Origin of the sequence: Deinococcus frigens DSM 12807 (assembly GCF_000701425.1) — a bacterium.
GTDB lineage: Bacteria > Deinococcota > Deinococci > Deinococcales > Deinococcaceae > Deinococcus > Deinococcus frigens.
Map to the genome: position 1 here is coordinate 6,497 of NZ_JNIW01000057.1, position 16,840 is coordinate 23,336.

Annotated in this window: 12 protein-coding genes and 3 pseudogenes; 7 read left to right on the plus strand and 8 right to left on the minus strand. The window is 64.5% G+C overall.

Annotation, left to right across the window (positions count from 1 at the left end; genetic code table 11):
- The coding region (locus Q322_RS24050; protein WP_425388238.1) for an RCC1 domain-containing protein at nt 1–597 on the minus strand (597 nt) is incomplete at its 3' end.
- 175 nt (nt 598–772) lie between these two features.
- Between Q322_RS24050 and Q322_RS21145 the strand changes: the two genes are divergently transcribed.
- Complete coding sequence (locus Q322_RS21145; RefSeq protein ID WP_034418817.1) at nt 773–3,670, plus strand: ATP-binding protein; 2,898 nt, start codon at nt 773–775, stop codon at nt 3,668–3,670.
- Between the two features lie 684 nt (nt 3,671–4,354).
- Here Q322_RS21145 and Q322_RS24995 read toward each other — a convergent pair.
- The 3 genes from Q322_RS24995 to Q322_RS0116000 all read right to left on the minus strand — a co-directional run bounded on the left by Q322_RS24995 (nt 4,355) and on the right by Q322_RS0116000 (nt 7,547).
- Entirely contained in the window at nt 4,355–4,606 is a 252-nt protein-coding gene (locus Q322_RS24995) for a hypothetical protein (RefSeq protein ID WP_029478890.1), read from the minus strand.
- Complete coding sequence (locus tag Q322_RS25000; RefSeq protein ID WP_425388239.1) at nt 4,537–4,740, minus strand: Ig-like domain-containing protein; 204 nt, start codon at nt 4,738–4,740, stop codon at nt 4,537–4,539. Before Q322_RS25000 ends, Q322_RS24995 begins: the two co-directional genes overlap by 70 nt.
- Nucleotides 4,741–5,282: 542 nt before the next feature.
- Nucleotides 5,283–7,547, minus strand: coding sequence for a beta strand repeat-containing protein (locus tag Q322_RS0116000; protein WP_162176632.1), 2,265 nt, complete (start codon nt 7,545–7,547; stop codon nt 5,283–5,285).
- Between Q322_RS0116000 and Q322_RS0116005 the strand changes: the two genes are divergently transcribed.
- The 3 genes and pseudogenes from Q322_RS0116005 to Q322_RS22650 all read left to right on the plus strand — a co-directional run.
- Nucleotides 7,519–7,860 (plus strand): hypothetical protein, encoded by a 342-nt coding sequence (locus Q322_RS0116005; RefSeq protein ID WP_034418822.1) that lies wholly within the window; start codon nt 7,519–7,521, stop codon nt 7,858–7,860. The two genes, Q322_RS0116000 and Q322_RS0116005, sit on opposite strands and share 29 nt — an antisense overlap.
- Before the next feature lie 85 nt (nt 7,861–7,945).
- Nucleotides 7,946–8,281, plus strand: a complete 336-nt coding sequence (locus Q322_RS23520; protein WP_162176633.1) for a hypothetical protein — start codon at nt 7,946–7,948, stop codon at nt 8,279–8,281.
- A 125-nt stretch (nt 8,282–8,406) separates the two neighbouring features.
- Nucleotides 8,407–8,928: pseudogene (locus Q322_RS22650) on the plus strand (transposase); the annotation flags it as partial.
- A 29-nt stretch (nt 8,929–8,957) separates the two neighbouring features.
- Here Q322_RS22650 and Q322_RS0116015 read toward each other — a convergent pair.
- Nucleotides 8,958–9,275, minus strand: a pseudogene (locus Q322_RS0116015) (transposase); the annotation flags it as partial.
- A gap of 13 nt (nt 9,276–9,288) precedes the next feature.
- Between Q322_RS0116015 and Q322_RS0116020 the strand changes: the two are divergent.
- A complete protein-coding gene (locus tag Q322_RS0116020; RefSeq protein ID WP_034418824.1) occupies nt 9,289–9,669 on the plus strand; it encodes a hypothetical protein in 381 nt (126 codons plus the stop codon).
- 543 nt (nt 9,670–10,212) lie between these two features.
- Here the strand turns inward: Q322_RS0116020 and Q322_RS21895 are convergent.
- A complete protein-coding gene (locus Q322_RS21895) occupies nt 10,213–12,312 on the minus strand; it encodes a PAS domain-containing sensor histidine kinase (RefSeq protein ID WP_029478897.1) in 2,100 nt (699 codons plus the stop codon).
- Nucleotides 12,313–13,185: 873 nt separating this feature from the next.
- Nucleotides 13,186–13,830, minus strand: a complete 645-nt coding sequence (locus tag Q322_RS0116035) for a helix-turn-helix domain-containing protein (RefSeq protein WP_156953108.1) — start codon at nt 13,828–13,830, stop codon at nt 13,186–13,188.
- Nucleotides 13,831–13,902: 72 nt separating this feature from the next.
- Between Q322_RS0116035 and Q322_RS0116040 the strand changes: the two genes are divergently transcribed.
- Nucleotides 13,903–15,135, plus strand: a complete 1,233-nt coding sequence (locus tag Q322_RS0116040) for an MFS transporter (RefSeq protein ID WP_029478899.1) — start codon at nt 13,903–13,905, stop codon at nt 15,133–15,135.
- Nucleotides 15,136–15,427: 292 nt separating this feature from the next.
- On the opposite strand, the gene Q322_RS0116045 is transcribed toward Q322_RS0116040, so the two are convergent.
- Entirely contained in the window at nt 15,428–15,646 is a 219-nt protein-coding gene (locus tag Q322_RS0116045; RefSeq protein WP_029478900.1) for a hypothetical protein, read from the minus strand.
- Between the two features lie 926 nt (nt 15,647–16,572).
- Here Q322_RS0116045 and Q322_RS22655 point away from each other — a divergent pair.
- Nucleotides 16,573–16,840, plus strand: a pseudogene (locus tag Q322_RS22655) (transposase); the annotation flags it as partial.

Here is a 16,840-nt window from a genome sequence, read left to right on the forward strand (position 1 = left end):
ACCGGCCGCGATGGCGGTGACGCCCTTCAGGCCGGCGGGAATGGTGGTCTGGCCATAGTTGTTGAAGCCCCAGGCCACCACGGTGCCGTCGCTCTTGAGCGCCAGACTGTGGAACGTACCGGCCGCGATGGCGGTGACGCCCGTCAGGCCGGCGGGACTGGTGGCCTGGCCAAAGCCGTTGTCGCCCCAGCCCACCACGCTGCCGTCGCTCTTGAGCGCCAGGCTGTGGAACGCACCGGCCGAGATGGCGGTGACGTTCGTCAGGCCGGCGGGAATGGTGGTCTGGCCAAAGTCGTTTAAGCCCCAGCCCACCACGGTGCCGTCGCTCTTGAGCCCCAGGTTGTGGTATCGACCCGCCGCGATGGCGGTGACGCCCGTCAGGCCGGCGGGAATGTTGCGCTGGCCATAATAGTTGTCGCCCCAGGCGGTGACCTGTGCAGCCTGCAGGGTCTGCACGGTGAGGGCGCGGGTGGTCGGGGCGCCGGTTCTGGGCGCCGCGGCAGAGGGAACGGCGGCGGTGGGCGTCTGTCCGCACGCGGACAGTAGCAGCCACAGCGTGGACGGGCCGAGGAGGGACAGGGTGGTGCGGGTACGCATAGGAGAACTCCTGGCCATCTGGCCGGTGGGATGGAAGTGACGGAAATGGTTTGCACGCAGGGCAAAGCAAAGCCCAGGAATGAGCGTTGGGTTATTGTCATTTAAAGGCCGTAAACTTGGCGTAAACCCCTGAAAGGGCGTTCTCATCCTTCTCAAAACATGACTACACTGAGTCATGAAATTGATCACCCTGGGTCGACTGGAGCTGCCGGGTGCTGGACTGAAGCGGCCCAAACTGCTGCTCCTGCTGGCCTACCTCGCCCTCGAAGGCCCGCAACCTCGGCGAACCCTGGCCAAGCTGTTCTGGCCCGAGTCCAAGGATCCGCCAGCGAACCTGCGCATGGCCCTGCACCACCTGCGCCAGAATGTGCCGGGGGGCTGCGAGAGCACCGAGACGCTGGTGGTGGGCCAGATCCTGACCGATGCTACCGAGCTGCGGAAAGCGGCACGCCAGAACGCGGTCGCCGATGTGGAGCGGCTCTACCAGGGCCCGTTTCTGCGGGGCACCGGCGGCACCGGCGGAGAGGAACTGGAGGAGTGGATCCACACCACCCGCGAGGAACTGGCAGGCCTGGTGCGCAGCGTCTACCGCCGGGCCGCGGGCGACGTGGCCCGCTCGGGCGACCACGCGGTGGCTGCGGAGTGGGCGGTACGGGCGCTGTATGTTCCAGGAGCGTGCCCGCCCAGCCCTGAGGACCTGAAGCTGCTGTACCCGGTGCTGGTGCAGGGCCAGCACGGGGCGACCGCTGCCGTTCGAAAGCTCGCGGCAGAGTTCGGCCTGGCCCTGGCGCCTGTGGCTACCGCCTCCCCAGGGCATTCCCCTGACCGGAGTTCAGAACTGGAGGGCCGGCCTGACGCCCTGGTGGGCCGCGAGCGGGAGATCAGAGAAGTCCTTGCCCTGCTGGAGCGCGCCCCGGCCGGGCTGGTCACCGTCCTCGGCCCCGGCGGCGTGGGGAAATCCAGGCTGGCCGCCGAGGTCGCTGGCCAGATCCGGGCGCGGCTGGGAGGTCAGCAGGCCTGGGTCTCCCTGGAAAGTGTTCCGGACGCCAACCTGATCCCGGCCCGGATTCTGGACACGCTGGATCTGAGCCCTGCACGCAACAGCGACGGGCTTCCCCTGCTCGTCCATGTTCTGCGTGGGCAGCCCACCGTGCTGGTGCTCGACAACTTCGAGCACCTGATCGACCGCGAAGCCGGCGACGGAACCGAGGTGGTCGCGGCGCTGCTGGCCGCCTGTCCTGCCCTGCGAATCCTGATCACGTCCCGGGAACCCCTCCACCTCAGCGGCGAGGTGCTCTACCCACTGGGTGGTCTGAGCGGCGGGGCGGCAGGGGACGCGGCCACGCTCTTTGTGCAGCGGGCCCGCCTGGTTCAGCCGGACTTTCAGCCCACCGCCGAACAAGACGTGGTGCTTGACCGGCTGTGCAGCCTGCTGGGGGGCCTGCCGCAGGGCATAGAACTGGCGGCGGCCTGGGTCAGAAAGTTGCCCCTGGCCGAGCTGGCCGACGAGCTGGCGCACAACCTGAACCTGCTGACCACCGAAGCGCTTCCCCAGCCGGGACGGCACACCAGCCTGCGCGCGGTGTTCAACCAGTCCTGGCAGCGCCTGACCCTTCCGGAGCAGGACGTGCTGCGGCGCGTGGCCGTCTTTCAGGGCGGATTTACCCTGCAGGCGGCCATCCACGTGGCGGGGGCCTCGGCCTCCCTGCTGACCACGCTGATCGACCGATCCCTGCTGCGCCTGACGGCCGCCGAACGCTACGAGATGCACCCCCTGCTGGGCCAGTTCGCCGCCGAGCAACTCGCCCGGACGCCCGAACTCCAGGCCGCCGCCCGCGAAGCGCACACGCACTTCTTCGTAGCACTGGCTGAGACGGCCGGCCCGGAGCTGTACGGACCGAATCAGGAACACTGGTTCGGTCCGCTCTCCGCCGATCAGGCCAACCTGCGCGAGGCGACCGAGTGGTGCCAGCAGCATGACCAGCCGGATCTGATGGCCCGGATGCAGCGCGCACTGTGGATCTTCGGGTACTGCCGTGAGAGCTATACCTGGGGTCTCCGGCAAATCATGCGGGCGCTCCAGCACCCCCGCGTCTCGCCCAGCGGCCGAGCCATCCTATTGAGGGGAGCTGGAGTACTCAGCCGGGTGTTCGGCGACACGGACACGGCGCTCTCCATGCTGACCGAAGCCACTGAACTTGCCGAGGAGCACCACCTGCCCGACATCCTGCTCGTCGCTCTGATACAGCGTGGCCTGCTGCTGAGTCAGCTGGGCGAGCCAGTCGCCGCCCGCCGGGATATGGAGCGGGGCCTGCGCATCGCGGCGGGTGCCGGCAATCACACCTTGGAGAGTTACGCCCACAGCTACCTCGGCCAGTACCTCTCGCGCGCCGGTCAGTACGGGGCGGCCGAGCCACTGCTGCGCTTTGCGGTCACGCACGCCCGGCAGTACGCGGGCAGTTGGCAGCAGGCGCTGGCGACCCTGCACCTCGCGAACCATCTACGTGACAGCGGTCAGCTGACGGCCGCAGAAGAAGCGTACGCGGCGTGCCGCGCGCTCCTGGAGCGCCTGGGCGGTACCCGGTACCTCGCGGAGTGCCTGGCCGACCAGGCCACGCTGCAGTATTACCGGGCCGACCACGCCGGGGCCCGCCAGTTCCTGGAGCAGAGCCTGCACCTGCTGGAACATCGGCGGGCGGCCCAGACCCGCGCGGCCTGCTTCGCACTCTACGGCCGCATGGCGCTGGACGAGGGGCGCCTGTCCGAGGCGAAACATCAGCTGTTGCATGCAGTGCAGGAGTATCAGGGCGCCGTGTTGCTGGCCGACATTGTCATCCTCCTGCCGGTCTTCGCCCGCCTGGCCTGGCGGTACGGAGAGCCCCTCCTGGCTTCGGAGTGCCTGCGAACCTTCAACCTGTTGCGGCTTGAGGAGAAGATCGAACCTCCCCTCCCAGAGCGGGGCGAGCTCGACCTCCTCCAGCAGCGGGTGCCGGTCGGTGACGGGCATCTTGCAGAGCCGCTCCCGCTGCCCGCGCTCATGACGCAGTTGGCCGAGTTGCCAACCTTGCTGTGAGTCGCTGGGGTGGTGTTGCCCTAACCCGGCACCCAGCTCCTGCCCTAAGGGTGCTTTTCAAGGTTCCGCGCTTCCCGGTGCAGCGCAACACTGACGCCCTTCAGCGCTGCCCGAGCACGTCGGCGACCAGGCTGGAAAAGGCCCGCTTCGTGCTCGCCAGCATGACCCCATGAGGCCGAAAGCGTGTCGTGGGTGAGCGTGCACAGTAGTCCCTCAGCCGGTCAGGCGGGAAGGTGCGCGAGCCGTACACCGCACCCAGGAGGGCGTCTTGTGGGTCTGCCTGCTTTCATCCGTCAGGCCCAGGCACACCCGGCACCCCGTCACTGGCTAAGCGGGCCGTGTGGCGCCCGCATCCCATGGCGAGGCGGACAGCACCGCCCCGCTCGAGCTTCTGTCTCGAGCGGGGCGGGTGAGGCGCCTAGCACAAGAGAATCCGGCCCTCAAACAGCGCACCGCACGGCAGCTGCTTAAAGATCGAGACGACGTTGCGGCCCCCGCTGTAGCCCTGGCTCGACACGGCGAGGTCCAGGTCGCCATCAACACCACCCGTACACGGCCGCTCAACAAACAGGGGAAGCGGGCGAGCGTCTTCACAACCGCTCGCCCGCTCTCGTTCGACTGACTCTTGAGGATCAGGTGGCCCGCGGGAAAGACGAGCCAAAACAGGCGTGAATGGGAGGACTACTACGGGCTGACGACCTGTGTCGGCGTGAGACGGAACGTGGTGGTGTTGTCGCCGAGCTGGCCGAAGCCGTTGTAGCCCCAGCAGTAGGCCTGTCCGCTCGAGGTGAGGGCGCAGGAGTGGGAGGAGCCCGCGGCAGTGGAAGTGAACGTGAACAGGGGAACCGCATCCGGGATAGTGACCGTCACGTTGGTGGCCGAGCTGCTGGTGGCGCTATTCGCGGCCGCGTCGAATGTCTCTGGCCGTGTAGGCATGCGCCGTTGTTCGTGGAAGCGAAGTTGACCCTGGAGCTGTACGGGCTGGTGGTGGCCGTGGAGAGCAGGGTGCTGCTCTCGTCGAATTCCACCTTGCTCACGCCCACCTTGTCAGCACCGCTCCGCCCCAGCACCTGTCTCGAGCGGGGCGGGTGAGGCGCCTAGCACAAGAGAATCCGGTCCTCAAAAAGCGCACCGTACGGTAGCTGCTTTAAGATTGAGACGATGTTGGGGTCCCCCCCGCTGAAGCCCCAGCTCGTCACGGCGAGGTCGAGGTCGCCATCCCCGTCGAATTCCCCAGCCGTCACAGATTTGACGCGCGGCTCCGCATAACCCGCCACCGAGTGCGTGAAGTTGCCTGAGCCATCGTTGCGCAGCCTATCGAGGTAGCCCAAGCCAGTGTCCGGCAAGACGAGGTCTCCATCACTGTCGAAGTCCCCAGCCGTCAAAGCGTCTGTGGGTTCCCTCACCCTTTTGCCGCCCTTTGCCGTTCCTTTTTGCGTCCTGGACGCCATTTCCCTCAACCTGTCAGGTACCGAGGACGCTCTGATTCCCTTGAGGACCGAGGCCGCGTCGCAGGTATGGACGCGGGGGGCTTTACCTCAATTCTGAGTCATGAGGTTCACCGCTTAGTATCAAAAGGGTGAACCTCATGACAACCTGCATTTTTAGGACGCTAGTTGTGCTCGGGTGACGTAGCTGTACCCGCAGCACCTGCCCTTCCACTGCTGCCTGCGCTGGCGCCGCGTCCTCCAGCCTCCCCACCTCTACCGCCTACACTGTAACCATCTTGCACGGCATTATTCGTGTAGCTGGTACCGGACGACGAGAAGGCCGGATTGGAGGTGAATATCCCGCCTCCCGATGCACTCCCCGATATACCGCCATCACCGCCATTACCGCCATTGTAATCAGTACGGGAGCTACTATAACAGGTACTGAGCCCACAACGATAGGAAAAGGTGGTGATGAGATATCCTCCCGCTCCACCGTTACCACCCATTGAAAATCCACCGGCAGCCCTATTATTACTCACTTGACTGTCCACTATAGAAAGGTTACCCTCGTTGTATATACCTCCGCCATAACCACTGCCAGCGTCTCCTCCACGACCGCCCCAGCCTCCTGAATAATATTCGCCACCATAGAAACCATCTCCCCCTCTGCCGCCATTGCCGCCCGAGGCGCTGTTGTTCATAATCGTGACTCTGATCAGATTGAGCGTGGCTCCATTGTATATCGCGCCGCCATACGCGGTATTACCGCTATTTCCCGAGGCTCCCCAAGCACCGTAAGGATAAGAAGAGTAGGATGTGGATCCCACAGCTCCATCCGATCCCAAAACACGACTATTACTTATAGTAACACCTTCAAGCTCTAAAGTGCCCATGTTAGAAATCGCGCCACCTTGGCTCCAAGCAAATCCATTGGTTATGGTGAGTTGGCGCAGTGTCACACTTACCCCCAATGGCACGTCGAACATGCGAGTACCGCCACCGCCATTCAATGTAACCGCACCAGTGATGGTCAAATTCTTGTCCAAGATAATCTGACTACCAAGCGTAATCGTGCTCACCGATGGTGCAAAGAAAATTGCATCTCCGGGAGCGGCACCTGAAACGACGGAACGCAAGCTACCATCACCGGAGTCCGCACTGCTGGTGACAGTTAAGCCATAGGTGAAGGTTGTCGGGCCAGAAGTACCACCGCTCGTGCTCACCGTGACACCCACCGACCCCGCTGTTCCAGCCGGTACCGTGCCGGTGATCTGCGTTCCCTGTGCGTTCACAGCCTCGTCAGCCACGTCAGCCGCGCCGAACTTCACCTGGCCGCCGGTGAGGTTGGTGCCGGTCAGGGTGAAGGTGTAGCCGCCCGTTTGCAAGCCCGAGGTCGGGGTGAGGCTTGAGATGACAGGAACCGGGATGGCGACGGTGACTGTCGTGGCGGGGCTGCTGGCGGCGACGTTTCCGGCCGCATCAAATGCCTTGGCGGTGTAGCTGTGAGAGCCGTTGTCGGTGAAGGCGTAGGTGATGGTGGAGATGTACGGGCCGGCGGAGGCCGTGGAAAGCAGCGTGCCGCCCTCGTAGAACTCCACCCTGCTCACACCCACGTCGTCCGCTGCGGTGGCCGTCAGGGTGACGCTGCCCGCGGCCGTGAAACTGTTGCTCGAGGCGGCGAGGCTCACGGTCGGAGCAGTGGTGTCGGGGCCGGTGGTGATGATGTAGGTGTCCCACACCCCGCCGTTCGTGACGCCGATGGTCAGGATGCTCGAGACGTCCGTGTTGTAGCTCGGGCTGGAGGTGAGCTTGATTTGCACGGTGTCCCCGTTCTTCACGGTCGTGCCCGTGCTGGCCACTTCTGCGTTATTCACGATGAGCCTGCCGGCGGTCACGCTCACCGGCACACTCACCTCCAGGCCACTGACTGTGACCGTGTTCGAGGTGTATTCCGTCGAGCGGGTAGCGCCAGTCTCTGGCGTGAGCGTGAAGGTGGCCGCCGTCGTGTCGGGGGTGCGGTAGACATTGCAGGTCAGGGTGGTAGTGTTCACCCCGTCGCTGGCCGTGAACACGAAACTGTTGTCACCCACCGCGAGCGCCTGATCTGGGATGGCGAACGAGCCGGGCGCGCTCACGATGGTGGCGGCTGTCGCGCCGCTTCTGGAGAGCGTGACGCTGACCGAACCCGAGTCGTCGTTAGCCGTGCCATTCACGAAGGAGACGGTGGCTGTACCCACAACCTGGGTGGCGTCGGGGCAGGTCACGCTCAGCGTCGGCTTCGTCGCGTCCTGAGCCGTCGTGACCGTATAGGTGCCACTCACACCGCCGATGGTGACGGTTCCGGTGGCCGGGGTGTTGTAGCTCGCGCTGGAGGTCAGCGTCACCTGTACGTGGTCACCGTTGTTCACGGTCGGGGTGCCGCCCGTCACCACAGCGTTGTTCACGGTCAGCGTCGCGCCGCTGGAGACCGAGACCGGCGAGGTTCGCAGCAGCGACGCAGACGGCATCGCCTGCTGGTTTATCGATACCAACTACAACGAGGAAGGCTTCTTCGTGCGCCACGCCTATTTCCTGGGCGCGCAAGACCCCTACACGGCCCTCAAGACCACCCTGAAAGCCGAGGTCGATGCCGAAGCCTGGAGCAGCCTGAACAGCGACACCAGCCGTCCCTTCGGCAAGCCGGAGACCGGGCGCATTGCCGTGAAGGTCATCAACCACTTAGGCGACGAGGTCATGAAGGTCTACAGGGTTGGGTAGGAGCAGGAGCGGAAGGGGCGGTTCGGTTAGCCAAAGGGGGTGGAAGGAAGATGGATCGCTGGTCACTCCCCAGCCGAGGCTACTTATGAGGCACACCCTGACCGTGCGCGTCCGTCTCACCGAGGATGCGAGAAAAATCCACATGCGGACTACTGGATATATTCCCTCCGAGATCTGGCGGGGACGAATTGACCTGCTTCAGCACACTCCTGATGAGCGTGCATTAATCTTGGAACACACCACTGACCTGAAAACGATCAATCTTGTCACAAAAGATAAAACATTAGCTGGATTTGTTGTGTCTGAGATTCCCGCGACACCTGCAGAATGGCTAGGTTTACTTCGGGATTACATTAAATATGTGAAAGATGACCCCAACGAGTCAGATTTCGATTGGCTCAATGACGATTCGCCTTTCTAGAAAGGTTTAGTGCGGTGATTACACTCGCTGAATCTTTCTAGAAGTCTGACCACCATAAAATTACATCCAATAACCGCGAATAGGGGGTGACTCCAACCTCAAAAAATGCGATTGGGACGGTGCTCATGTGCCGTCTCGATCTGACTTTACTTCCCCTGCCTGACGCTGTCACCGTCCTCGCCCGCTGGATCGCACCTCATATCCCTCCAAAATTGCTTCACCCACACGAGAAAATTACCGACGCTGAATTGATCGCCGTCGCCCTTCTCCAGCGGCTGCACAAGGTGCCCCACTTCAGCCGCTGGTGGCGACTGCTCAAACTCAATCCCTTTCCGCAGTTCCCGTCCGAGCCTCAGGCCCGTATCCGGCTCGCCCGGTTGACCCGAGTGGTCGAGCAGCTGGCCACCGAAGTCCAGGAACTGGACTTCGTCGCAGTCGATTCCGAGCCCCTGCCCGTCTCGACCTTCAAACGTGCTCCACGATGCAAATTCCGTGGAGCTCGTCACGGGTTCAGCACCGCTGGGCCGGTGTATGGCTTCAAACTCCACGCCTGGAGCGCCCTGAACGGCAAGATCGTGCGATACGAAATTCGTCCTGCCAATGAGCACGACTTCAGCGTGCTGTGCGAGATGAACCGAGATTGGCCTGGCCTTGCCCCAGTTTTGCGTAGCAGCAGTTAAGCGGCTTCAGCCTGCCGTTCACACTCCGAAGGTGTCAAGTCGCCCAGCGAGGAGTGGCGGCGCTGCCGGTTGTAGAAAACCTCGATGTATTCAAAGATGTCTCTGCGCGCTTCCCCTCTATTGTTGAATACCTGACCGTCCAGCAGCTCCCTCTTCAGGGAGCTGAAAAAGCTCTCCAGCACAGCCTTATCCCAGCAATCTCCTTTGCGGCTCATACTTCCCTGTGCGCCAACATGTTGCAGTTCGGCTTGAAATCGCCTGCTGGCGTACTGACTGCCCCGGTCGCAGTGAATCATTCGCCTGAGGCGAGGAGGCCACACTGACACCATGCCCTGGATAAACGTGTTCATGCTGCTGGTGGTGGCCCTGTTGGTCGGCTGGGTACCCGTGCTCGGGCCGCTGCTGCTGGGGTTCCTGGCCGGCCGGGTGGCACCAGGCGTCTGGAGCCTGGGGGTACTGCTGCCGGCCCTCGCAGTGCAGACCTCGGTGCTACTCGCCGCGCGCTGGGTCGCGCAGGGCGTGGCGGCATCGAGCGCCGAGGGTTGGCTGTGGACAGCGCTGACGTGGCTGAGTGGCCCGCTCTCGGTGGCGCTGGGTCGCCCGCTGGGGGCGGCAGTGGGCGGCAGCGACCCCCTCGGCTTCCTCCTGCTGTTCACCCTGCCCGTCCTGCCAGGCCTGGTGCTGGGGATACGGAGTGCTCGGCGTTGAGGTGGTGGCACTGGCCACAGCGTGGGGCAGGGCACCGACCAGCAGGAGCGATAGCAACCTTCTGATGATATGTGATTGTGAGCACCACTTCCCTTCATACCAACTAAATCCTGAGCCTCACAAGAGGAAAGAAATAGGCACACATCACTTGCAAGCCTTACAGGAGGCAGCTTTGACTTGGGCTGGGGCAGGGGGCGCCTAGGATAAGGCCGCCGATGTCATCCAACGTCGTTCGCCACGTCCTCGGCCAGTCATGCTGGTCAGGGTCACTGATCTGCTCAGCACCGGTGATTCTGAAAACCAGCGCGCCCGGCCGCCAGTGCGGCGCCGCGCTGGCGGTGCGCTTTGGCCGAAGCACAGCACCGGCCTCTCCACCTGCGGTGACGCCCTCCAGTGACGCGGCGGACGCTGCCACCCTGGCTCCCCTCCCCACGACGGGGTCTTGCCGGTGCACTTCCACTGGCCTCTGGACATGTCGATGAAGTCCGTGGGCCGCCACGGGTCAAGACGACCAGAGTGAGGCTGGCCAGTCCCCCTGAGCCCTCACTGCCCGTTCGGCAGCGTGAAGCGGAAGATGGCTCCCTGCCCTACCCGTCCCTCAGCGGAGACCTGACCCCCGTGGCGCAGGATGATGCGCCGCACCGTGGCCAGCCCGACCCCGGTGCCCTCGAAGTCCTGCTGACCATGCAGGCGCTGGAACACCCCGAACAGCTTGTCCTGGTACAAGGGATCGAAGCCGGCGCCGTTGTCGCGCACCGCCACCACCCACTCCTGCAGGCGTTCCTCCGCCCAGACCTCGATGACGGCCAGTTCCCGGCGGCGGGTAAACTTCACCGCGTTGGCGATCAGGTTGGTCATCACCTGCTGAAGGGTCGCCTGATCCCCCACCACCACCGGGAGTTCGCCCAGCCGCCACTCCACTGCCCGCCCCCGCAGCTCGGGGGCCACGTCGCGCTGTGCCTGGGCCACCAGCTGTCCGAGATGCACCGGCCGCATGTTGAGCTCCTGCCGGGTGGTGCGCGACAACAGCAGCATGGCGTCGATCAGCTCGGACATGCGCATAGCAGCGGTGTCCACGACCGTGAGATGGCGCAGGGCCGTGTCGGGATCCTGCTGGCTCAGGGCCTTGCGCGCCAGCTCGGCAAAACCCGTGACGTGCCGCACCGGGGTGCGCAGGTCGTGGGAGACGCTGTAGGCAAAGGCCTGCAGTTCTTCGTTGGCGGCCCGCAACTCGCTGTTGGCGCGCAGCAGTTGCTCGTGGCTGTCAGCCAGCTGCTGTTCCGCCGCCCGGCTCGCGGTCACGTCCCGCATGGTCACCACGGCGCCCAGGGGCTCTCCGTCTGGCGTGAACATCGGCTGTCCGCTGGCCAGCACCTGCCGCGGTTCCCCCACCGTCGGCCGGATGACCATATCGACCCCCTCCAGCTGTTCCCCGCGCCACGCCCGGTAGAGCGGCACCTGCTCAGTGTCCAGGGGCGTGACGCCGTCGCCCCCGAACAGGGCATAGTGCCCGGCCCACTCGTCCGGCCGGAGCGGAGACGCGTCCAGACCGTGGAAGCGGTGGGTGGCGTCGTTGAAGAGCGTCAACACCCCCTGGGCGTCGCAGGCCACCACGCCTTCGGACATGTTCTGTAAGATCGCGCGCAGGAAGGTGCGCTCCTGCAGGAGTTCAGCCTCCCGCGCGGCCAGCCGCTGGAGGGCGTCAGCGCGTTCCAGGGACAGCGCCAGGCCGCGCCCCACGGCGCGCACCAGGGCCCGGTCGGGCTCCGCCCACTGACGGGTTTCCCGGAGCCCGACCGACAGCAGGCCGCGCACCTCGCCCTCCACCAGCAGGGGGTAAATGCACGCCATGCCGTACAGCTCCGAGTGGGGCACGCCCTGCTGCCGGGCGTCCCAGGCGTCAGTGAAGACCGCCTGCCTGACAGCGAGCCCCTGGGCGATCATCGGCACATCCGCGGTGAAGCCGGCCGCCATCAGGGCGGCCATCTCTGCCGGCACGTCATCACTCCAGACCCGGGCGCACCAGCGCTCCCCGGCGGGCTCGTAATACCCGATGCTCGCGTCCGCGAACCGCGCCCGCAACACCTCAATGGCCTGGCCCGCCAGACTCAGGACGTCGGCCTGCGTGCCAACCGCCTCGGTAAAGGTCACGAACGCGTCCTGGGCCCGCGCCTGTACCTCAATCTGATGGATGCGCGCCTGTACCTGGGCTTCCAGCGTGGCGTTTACGTCCAGCAGGGCCAGTTCAGCCTCCTTGCGGGCCGTGATGTCCCTGGAGATGGCCAGCAGCTGGGTGACGGCGCCCTGGTCGTCCAGGATCGGGGAGACCTTGACCGACCACCAGCGGGGCGTGCCCTTGAAGGTGGCCGCCGGCCCTTCGAAGGTGCGGCTGACCCCGGCCCGCGCCTCCTCCAGCGCCTCTTCAAGCTGTGTGCGCGCCTCGCCTTGCCAGAAGTCCGGCCACAATAGGTGGCGGCACACCTCGAGGTTGTCGATCTCCATCACGGCTTGCCCCCCCGCGTTCATCGACAGCAGCCAGGCGTCCAGACTCAGCACCTTGATACAGTCGCTGCTCTCGTCGACGATGGTGCGCAGGAGGGCGAGCTCCTCCAGGGGAGTCGACGCGGCCGGACGAGGGGTCACGGGTTCGTTGTCCCCTGGCGGGAAGTCGGGCCAGCCGCGGACAGTGGAGGGGTCGGAGTGCTCCTGTACGGATCACCTGCTCGGCCGGTCATAGCAGCATCCCCAGCGAGCGGGTCGGGATCGACACACGAATACATGCGTCTGAGGATAGCGGAGGGCTTGGCGCTCAGAGCCCTGGGAAGCGACTGACGGCCTCACGAATGGGACGGGGGAGAAGTCCAGCACCATGCCGTTCCCCTCGCTCGCTGTCACAAGAGCGCGACCGAGACCTGATGGATCTACCGGTATGTGAGCAGCATGGGCTGCTGCATTGCTGCGGCCCGCTCATCCACCGCACGCCCTCCCCTTCCACTCACCCCACCACCTGCCTACGCCAAAACGGAACCTGCACACCGTCTACAACCAAGGCCACCAGTGGATCAGCAGGGGAGAACCCAGTCGACGGTCAGGCCTCAGCACAGGCAGGCACGAGAAGAACCGAAATGGCACGCCTAAATGATGGACATGGCGTCTGCCTGGGCTGGGGCGGGAGGTGGGCGAGGAAGTTTGAGGAAGAAAGCTAGCAGATATCACGGGATATGTTTCAGAAGCCACTATCCACCGGCAGATCCTTCCTGATGACACCAGGACGCCCTGTGGCCAAGGACTTCCAGACCTCCCAGGGCGCGAGACTCCTCTTGCTGGCCCCGGCCGGGCTGCGGCACTCGGGCCTGCGCGACCACGAGCTCCAAAGGGCCAAGTGATCAGACCGCGCTGGCCTGGCCGTGACACCCAGGCAGGACACTGAAATCCACCCTCAGGGACACTGTCCTTATCCACCGCATCTATTGCCTGGCGTGTGCGGCACGTGCAGCCGAACTTGATCCCATGTGATCAGTCCACCTCGCCTCTGACGAGCAGCACGGCGACGCTGTAGCGCTCGCCCCCGACCGCCGGCGCTTCGAACTCGTTAAACAGGGCGATCAGGCGCGCTTTGAGCTCCTGCGCCTGGCGGGCCGTCAACGTCAGGGTGCCGACGTTCGCCATCAGCGGCGCCTTACCCACAAACAGGTCGCTGGCCTGGCCCTGCTCGTCGCCCAGACGCAGGTTGCTGCCTGTCTCGTCATGCTGTTCGAGCCAGTAGCCCCACTGATCCGCGTGATTCCGCATCTGCTGCGCGGTCAGGGTCATCATCCGTGTCACCCGGGGAAGGAGCTGCGCGGCCAGAAAAGCGTCCAGCGTGTCGGCACCGGTCACCTCGAAGGGAATGAACCAGCGAGGCGTCACGCCGTAGCGGCGCATCGCACGGCCCGCCCGGGGCTGCACGGCCGTGACCGTGGCAATCTCAGCCCGGTGCAGCTTGCCCACCAGGTACTGCGCGCGGTTCGGAGAGACGTTCAGGGCGGTCGCCACCTCTGTGACGGTGCGCGGGGCGGTCATCAGCAGGCCGAGCAGGGCGCGTAGGCTGACGTCCAACAGCAGGGAGGCCTGCGCCGCACGCGCGTGGCGCACGTGGGGGAGGGCATGAGCCTCAGTCATGACCTGACCATAGGGCGATCCTACCTGAATCAATCCCTAGTTCTTCAGGTTGGCCCTCGCCACGATGGCCCCATGACCACCGCCCGAACCTTGTGGAACCGCTCCTTCCTCTTGTGGCTGTTCGCCACTGCACAGTCACGGATGGGCTCGGCCCTGTCCGGGATCGCGCTGAGCTTCCTGGTGCTCGGGCAGACGGGGTCGGCCCGCGCGACCGCCCTGACCCTGGCGTGCGCCCTAGCGCCCAACCTCTTGATGCCGTTGATGGGGGCCTGGGTCGACCGCGTCCCCCTGAAACTCCCGCTGATCGGCGCGGCACTCGCCCAGGGCCTGCTACAGGTCACGGTGGGCGGCCTCGCCCTGGCCTGGGGCGAAGTGCCCCTGTGGGCGGTGAACGGCGCGGCGCTGCTGTCGGGTCTGGCCAACGCCTTCGCTCAACCGGCGGGGAGCGCCGCAGTGCCCGCCCTGGTGCCTGCGAACCAACTGGCACGGGCCAACGGTCTGTTGGGGAGCGTCAGCCAGGGCGCGTGGCTGCTCGGCACCCTGGCAGGCGGTTGGCTGGTGGCGGCCCTCTCCCCCGCGGTGGCCATCGGGCTGGACGGCGTGAGCTTCCTGCTGATGGCCGGCCTGCTCACCCAGGTCGTGCTGCCCCAGACCAGGGGATCCGCTGGTGCGGGGCCGGGCCTGCTCGCCGACCTGCGGGCGGGCCTGCAGCTGATGCGGCGGTCGATAACGCTGTCGTTCACCCCGCTGATCGGCCTGCTGCTGAACGCCACCCTGGCCCCGCTGCTGGTCGTCGTACCCAAGTTGATGCTTACCCTGGGCGCAGGCGCCCAGGGCTATGGGGCGTTCCTCGCCCTGGAGGCAGCCGGCATGGTGGCGGCGGGAGTCCTGTTCACGGTACTGGGCAACCGCCTGCCCGTGCGGCGGGCGACAGCGGCGGGACTGCTGCTGACGGCCGTGACCTACGGCGCGATGTGGGCGTGGCCGGTGCTGCCGGTGGTGCTGACCGGGTCGGCGGTGCTGGGTCTGGGCTTCGGGATCCTGAACACGCCCCTGAACACCCTGCTGCAGCAACTGGTGCCAGGGGAGTACCTGGGACGGGTGTTCAGTGTGCTGGGGATGGTCTCGAGCATCGGCATGCCGCTGAGCCTGCTGCTCATGTCCCCCTGGCTCGACCGGGTGCCAGTGCCCATGTGGTTCGCAGCGGCGGCGTGCCTACAGGGCCTGGGCGCCGTGGCGTGGATCCTCGTCGTGCACTCGGAACGGCAGCTGCCGGATCTGCACACGGCAGAGGCGTCAGGGTGACCCGGCAGGTCACAGGACGCCGGCACGATTCGCAGCCCAGAGCGATGGGGTGAGGCCTTGTGGGTGGGGGTGGCCCTCTATACCGCGCACAGGCAGCCTCCAGCCTCAGACGTCCTGACAACGACGGGATGGGCATGCATGGTGTGTATAGGTCTCTCCGGCTTTGTGTTGAGTGGGACGGCAAATTCCTAATCGGACGCCCCTGTTTGACTTCCCGTGAATACCGGTTTATATTGAAGAAATCAAGGCGGCCGAGAGGTCGCCTTCTTCGTTGGCCACGCTGAACTCGCGCTTACGGTTGCTGCACCGGTGACGCGATAGGTAACGCCTTGCTCCGCTCGTAGAGCGCGCAAATCCCACTGCGATCCCCATGCTGGTACTCGAGAATGCCATCAGGCTCGCTGGTACCGGGGCGCAGGCCGAGCGCGCGCAGCTCGCCGCCAGTGGCCAGGTGTTCAGGGTAGTTCTGCTCGTAGCGGGGACGGGGACTGGGTTTGATGCGGCGGGTCATGGGCGGCTGTCCTGGTGGAAAGTCGAGAGGAGCGTCATTTCCGCCATGATGCATGGTGCGGGGGTGGGCAACAGTGGATCAAGCCGTGGATATGAACTTCCATCTCGTGATTCCTCCTCTCCCCCATTCCCGAACCTGGTACCAAAAAAATCGCCCCTTTTCACAGGCGGGGCGTGGGCCTGACGTGCCCGGAGGGTCAGCGTAGACAGAGCATAGAAACCGCGCTCTGACACGACTCTGACACCAATGCACAGTGCCGGATCCTTCTCGTCTGCCCCAGTGGGCCAAGGTTCTCAGTCGAGTAGACCCGACCGCGAGCGTCACTCAGCCATCGAGGAAAGTCCCCAAACGAAAACCGCCCTAAACCTCATGCCAGGGCCCGCATCGTCGCTGTCCCCCCCTGTGTCCACAACCACCTGCAGCACAGGCGACCGCTTTGGCCTGGCGCAGGCAAAACGGCATAAATGAACTGGGCACTAAAGAACGAAGTTCAGAGCATTCACATATCTAATTTCAGATAAGCACGTCACTGGGCATCGCACCTCAACACAGCTACCCACTGTGAAACTGCATGACACACCGAAGCTCAGGCATGACAGCAATTACTGTATTACTGCATTCAGCAACGGGTTCTGATGGATGCCGCTCTCGTGCTTTCGCCGTGTGCTTTCGCGGTTAGGAACACGGAGCTGTATACCGACACCTTTGCGTGATCGAATTCGAGCCCACTCACTTGAAACTCCAAATACATTGTCCCAGTAGGCAAATTTCTCGACATAGATCCTGAGGAGTCACTACCGACACCTTTGCGTGATTGGGCCTCAAAAGTACCGACACCTTTGCGTGGTTTCGGAGATGAGACTACCGACCTGACGGCCTGACAGAAATTATGAGAAAGCGTCCCCGGTAGGCGACACTTTCTGTTTGTGACAACCGAAAATGCTACCGGGGACGCACCCCGACTCTACCAAGCCGTCTTCTCCCATATCCAGAGTGGATTGTGGAACGACATCCGCAACGCTCACACGCTGGCCTGGATGGTCACGGGCCTGCTGCTCTCCCAGCGCAGTTCCATTCCCGCGTGGCTCCCTTACATCCACTCCCGTGCCACGTTCGCGCAAAGCAGTGAACGCCGAGTTCGCCGGTGGCTGGAGAATCCAGCCATAGACCCCACCAGCATTTATGGTCCGCTCG

Excerpts from the sequence above, each read along its gene's own strand:
- Q322_RS0116045 (WP_029478900.1), bottom strand. The coding sequence starts at position 15,646 with ATGACCCGCCGCATCAAACCCAGTCCCCGTCCCCGCTACGAGCAGAAC.
- Q322_RS0116040 (WP_029478899.1), top strand. The coding sequence starts at position 13,903 with ATGACCACCGCCCGAACCTTGTGGAACCGCTCCTTCCTCTTGTGGCTG.
- Q322_RS0116020 (WP_034418824.1), top strand. The coding sequence starts at position 9,289 with ATGCCCTGGATAAACGTGTTCATGCTGCTGGTGGTGGCCCTGTTGGTC.
- Q322_RS21145 (WP_034418817.1), top strand. The coding sequence starts at position 773 with ATGAAATTGATCACCCTGGGTCGACTGGAGCTGCCGGGTGCTGGACTG.
- Q322_RS23520 (WP_162176633.1), top strand. The coding sequence starts at position 7,946 with ATGAGGCACACCCTGACCGTGCGCGTCCGTCTCACCGAGGATGCGAGA.
- Q322_RS24995 (WP_029478890.1), bottom strand. The coding sequence starts at position 4,606 with ATGCCTACACGGCCAGAGACATTCGACGCGGCCGCGAATAGCGCCACC.
- Q322_RS0116035 (WP_156953108.1), bottom strand. The coding sequence starts at position 13,830 with ATGACTGAGGCTCATGCCCTCCCCCACGTGCGCCACGCGCGTGCGGCG.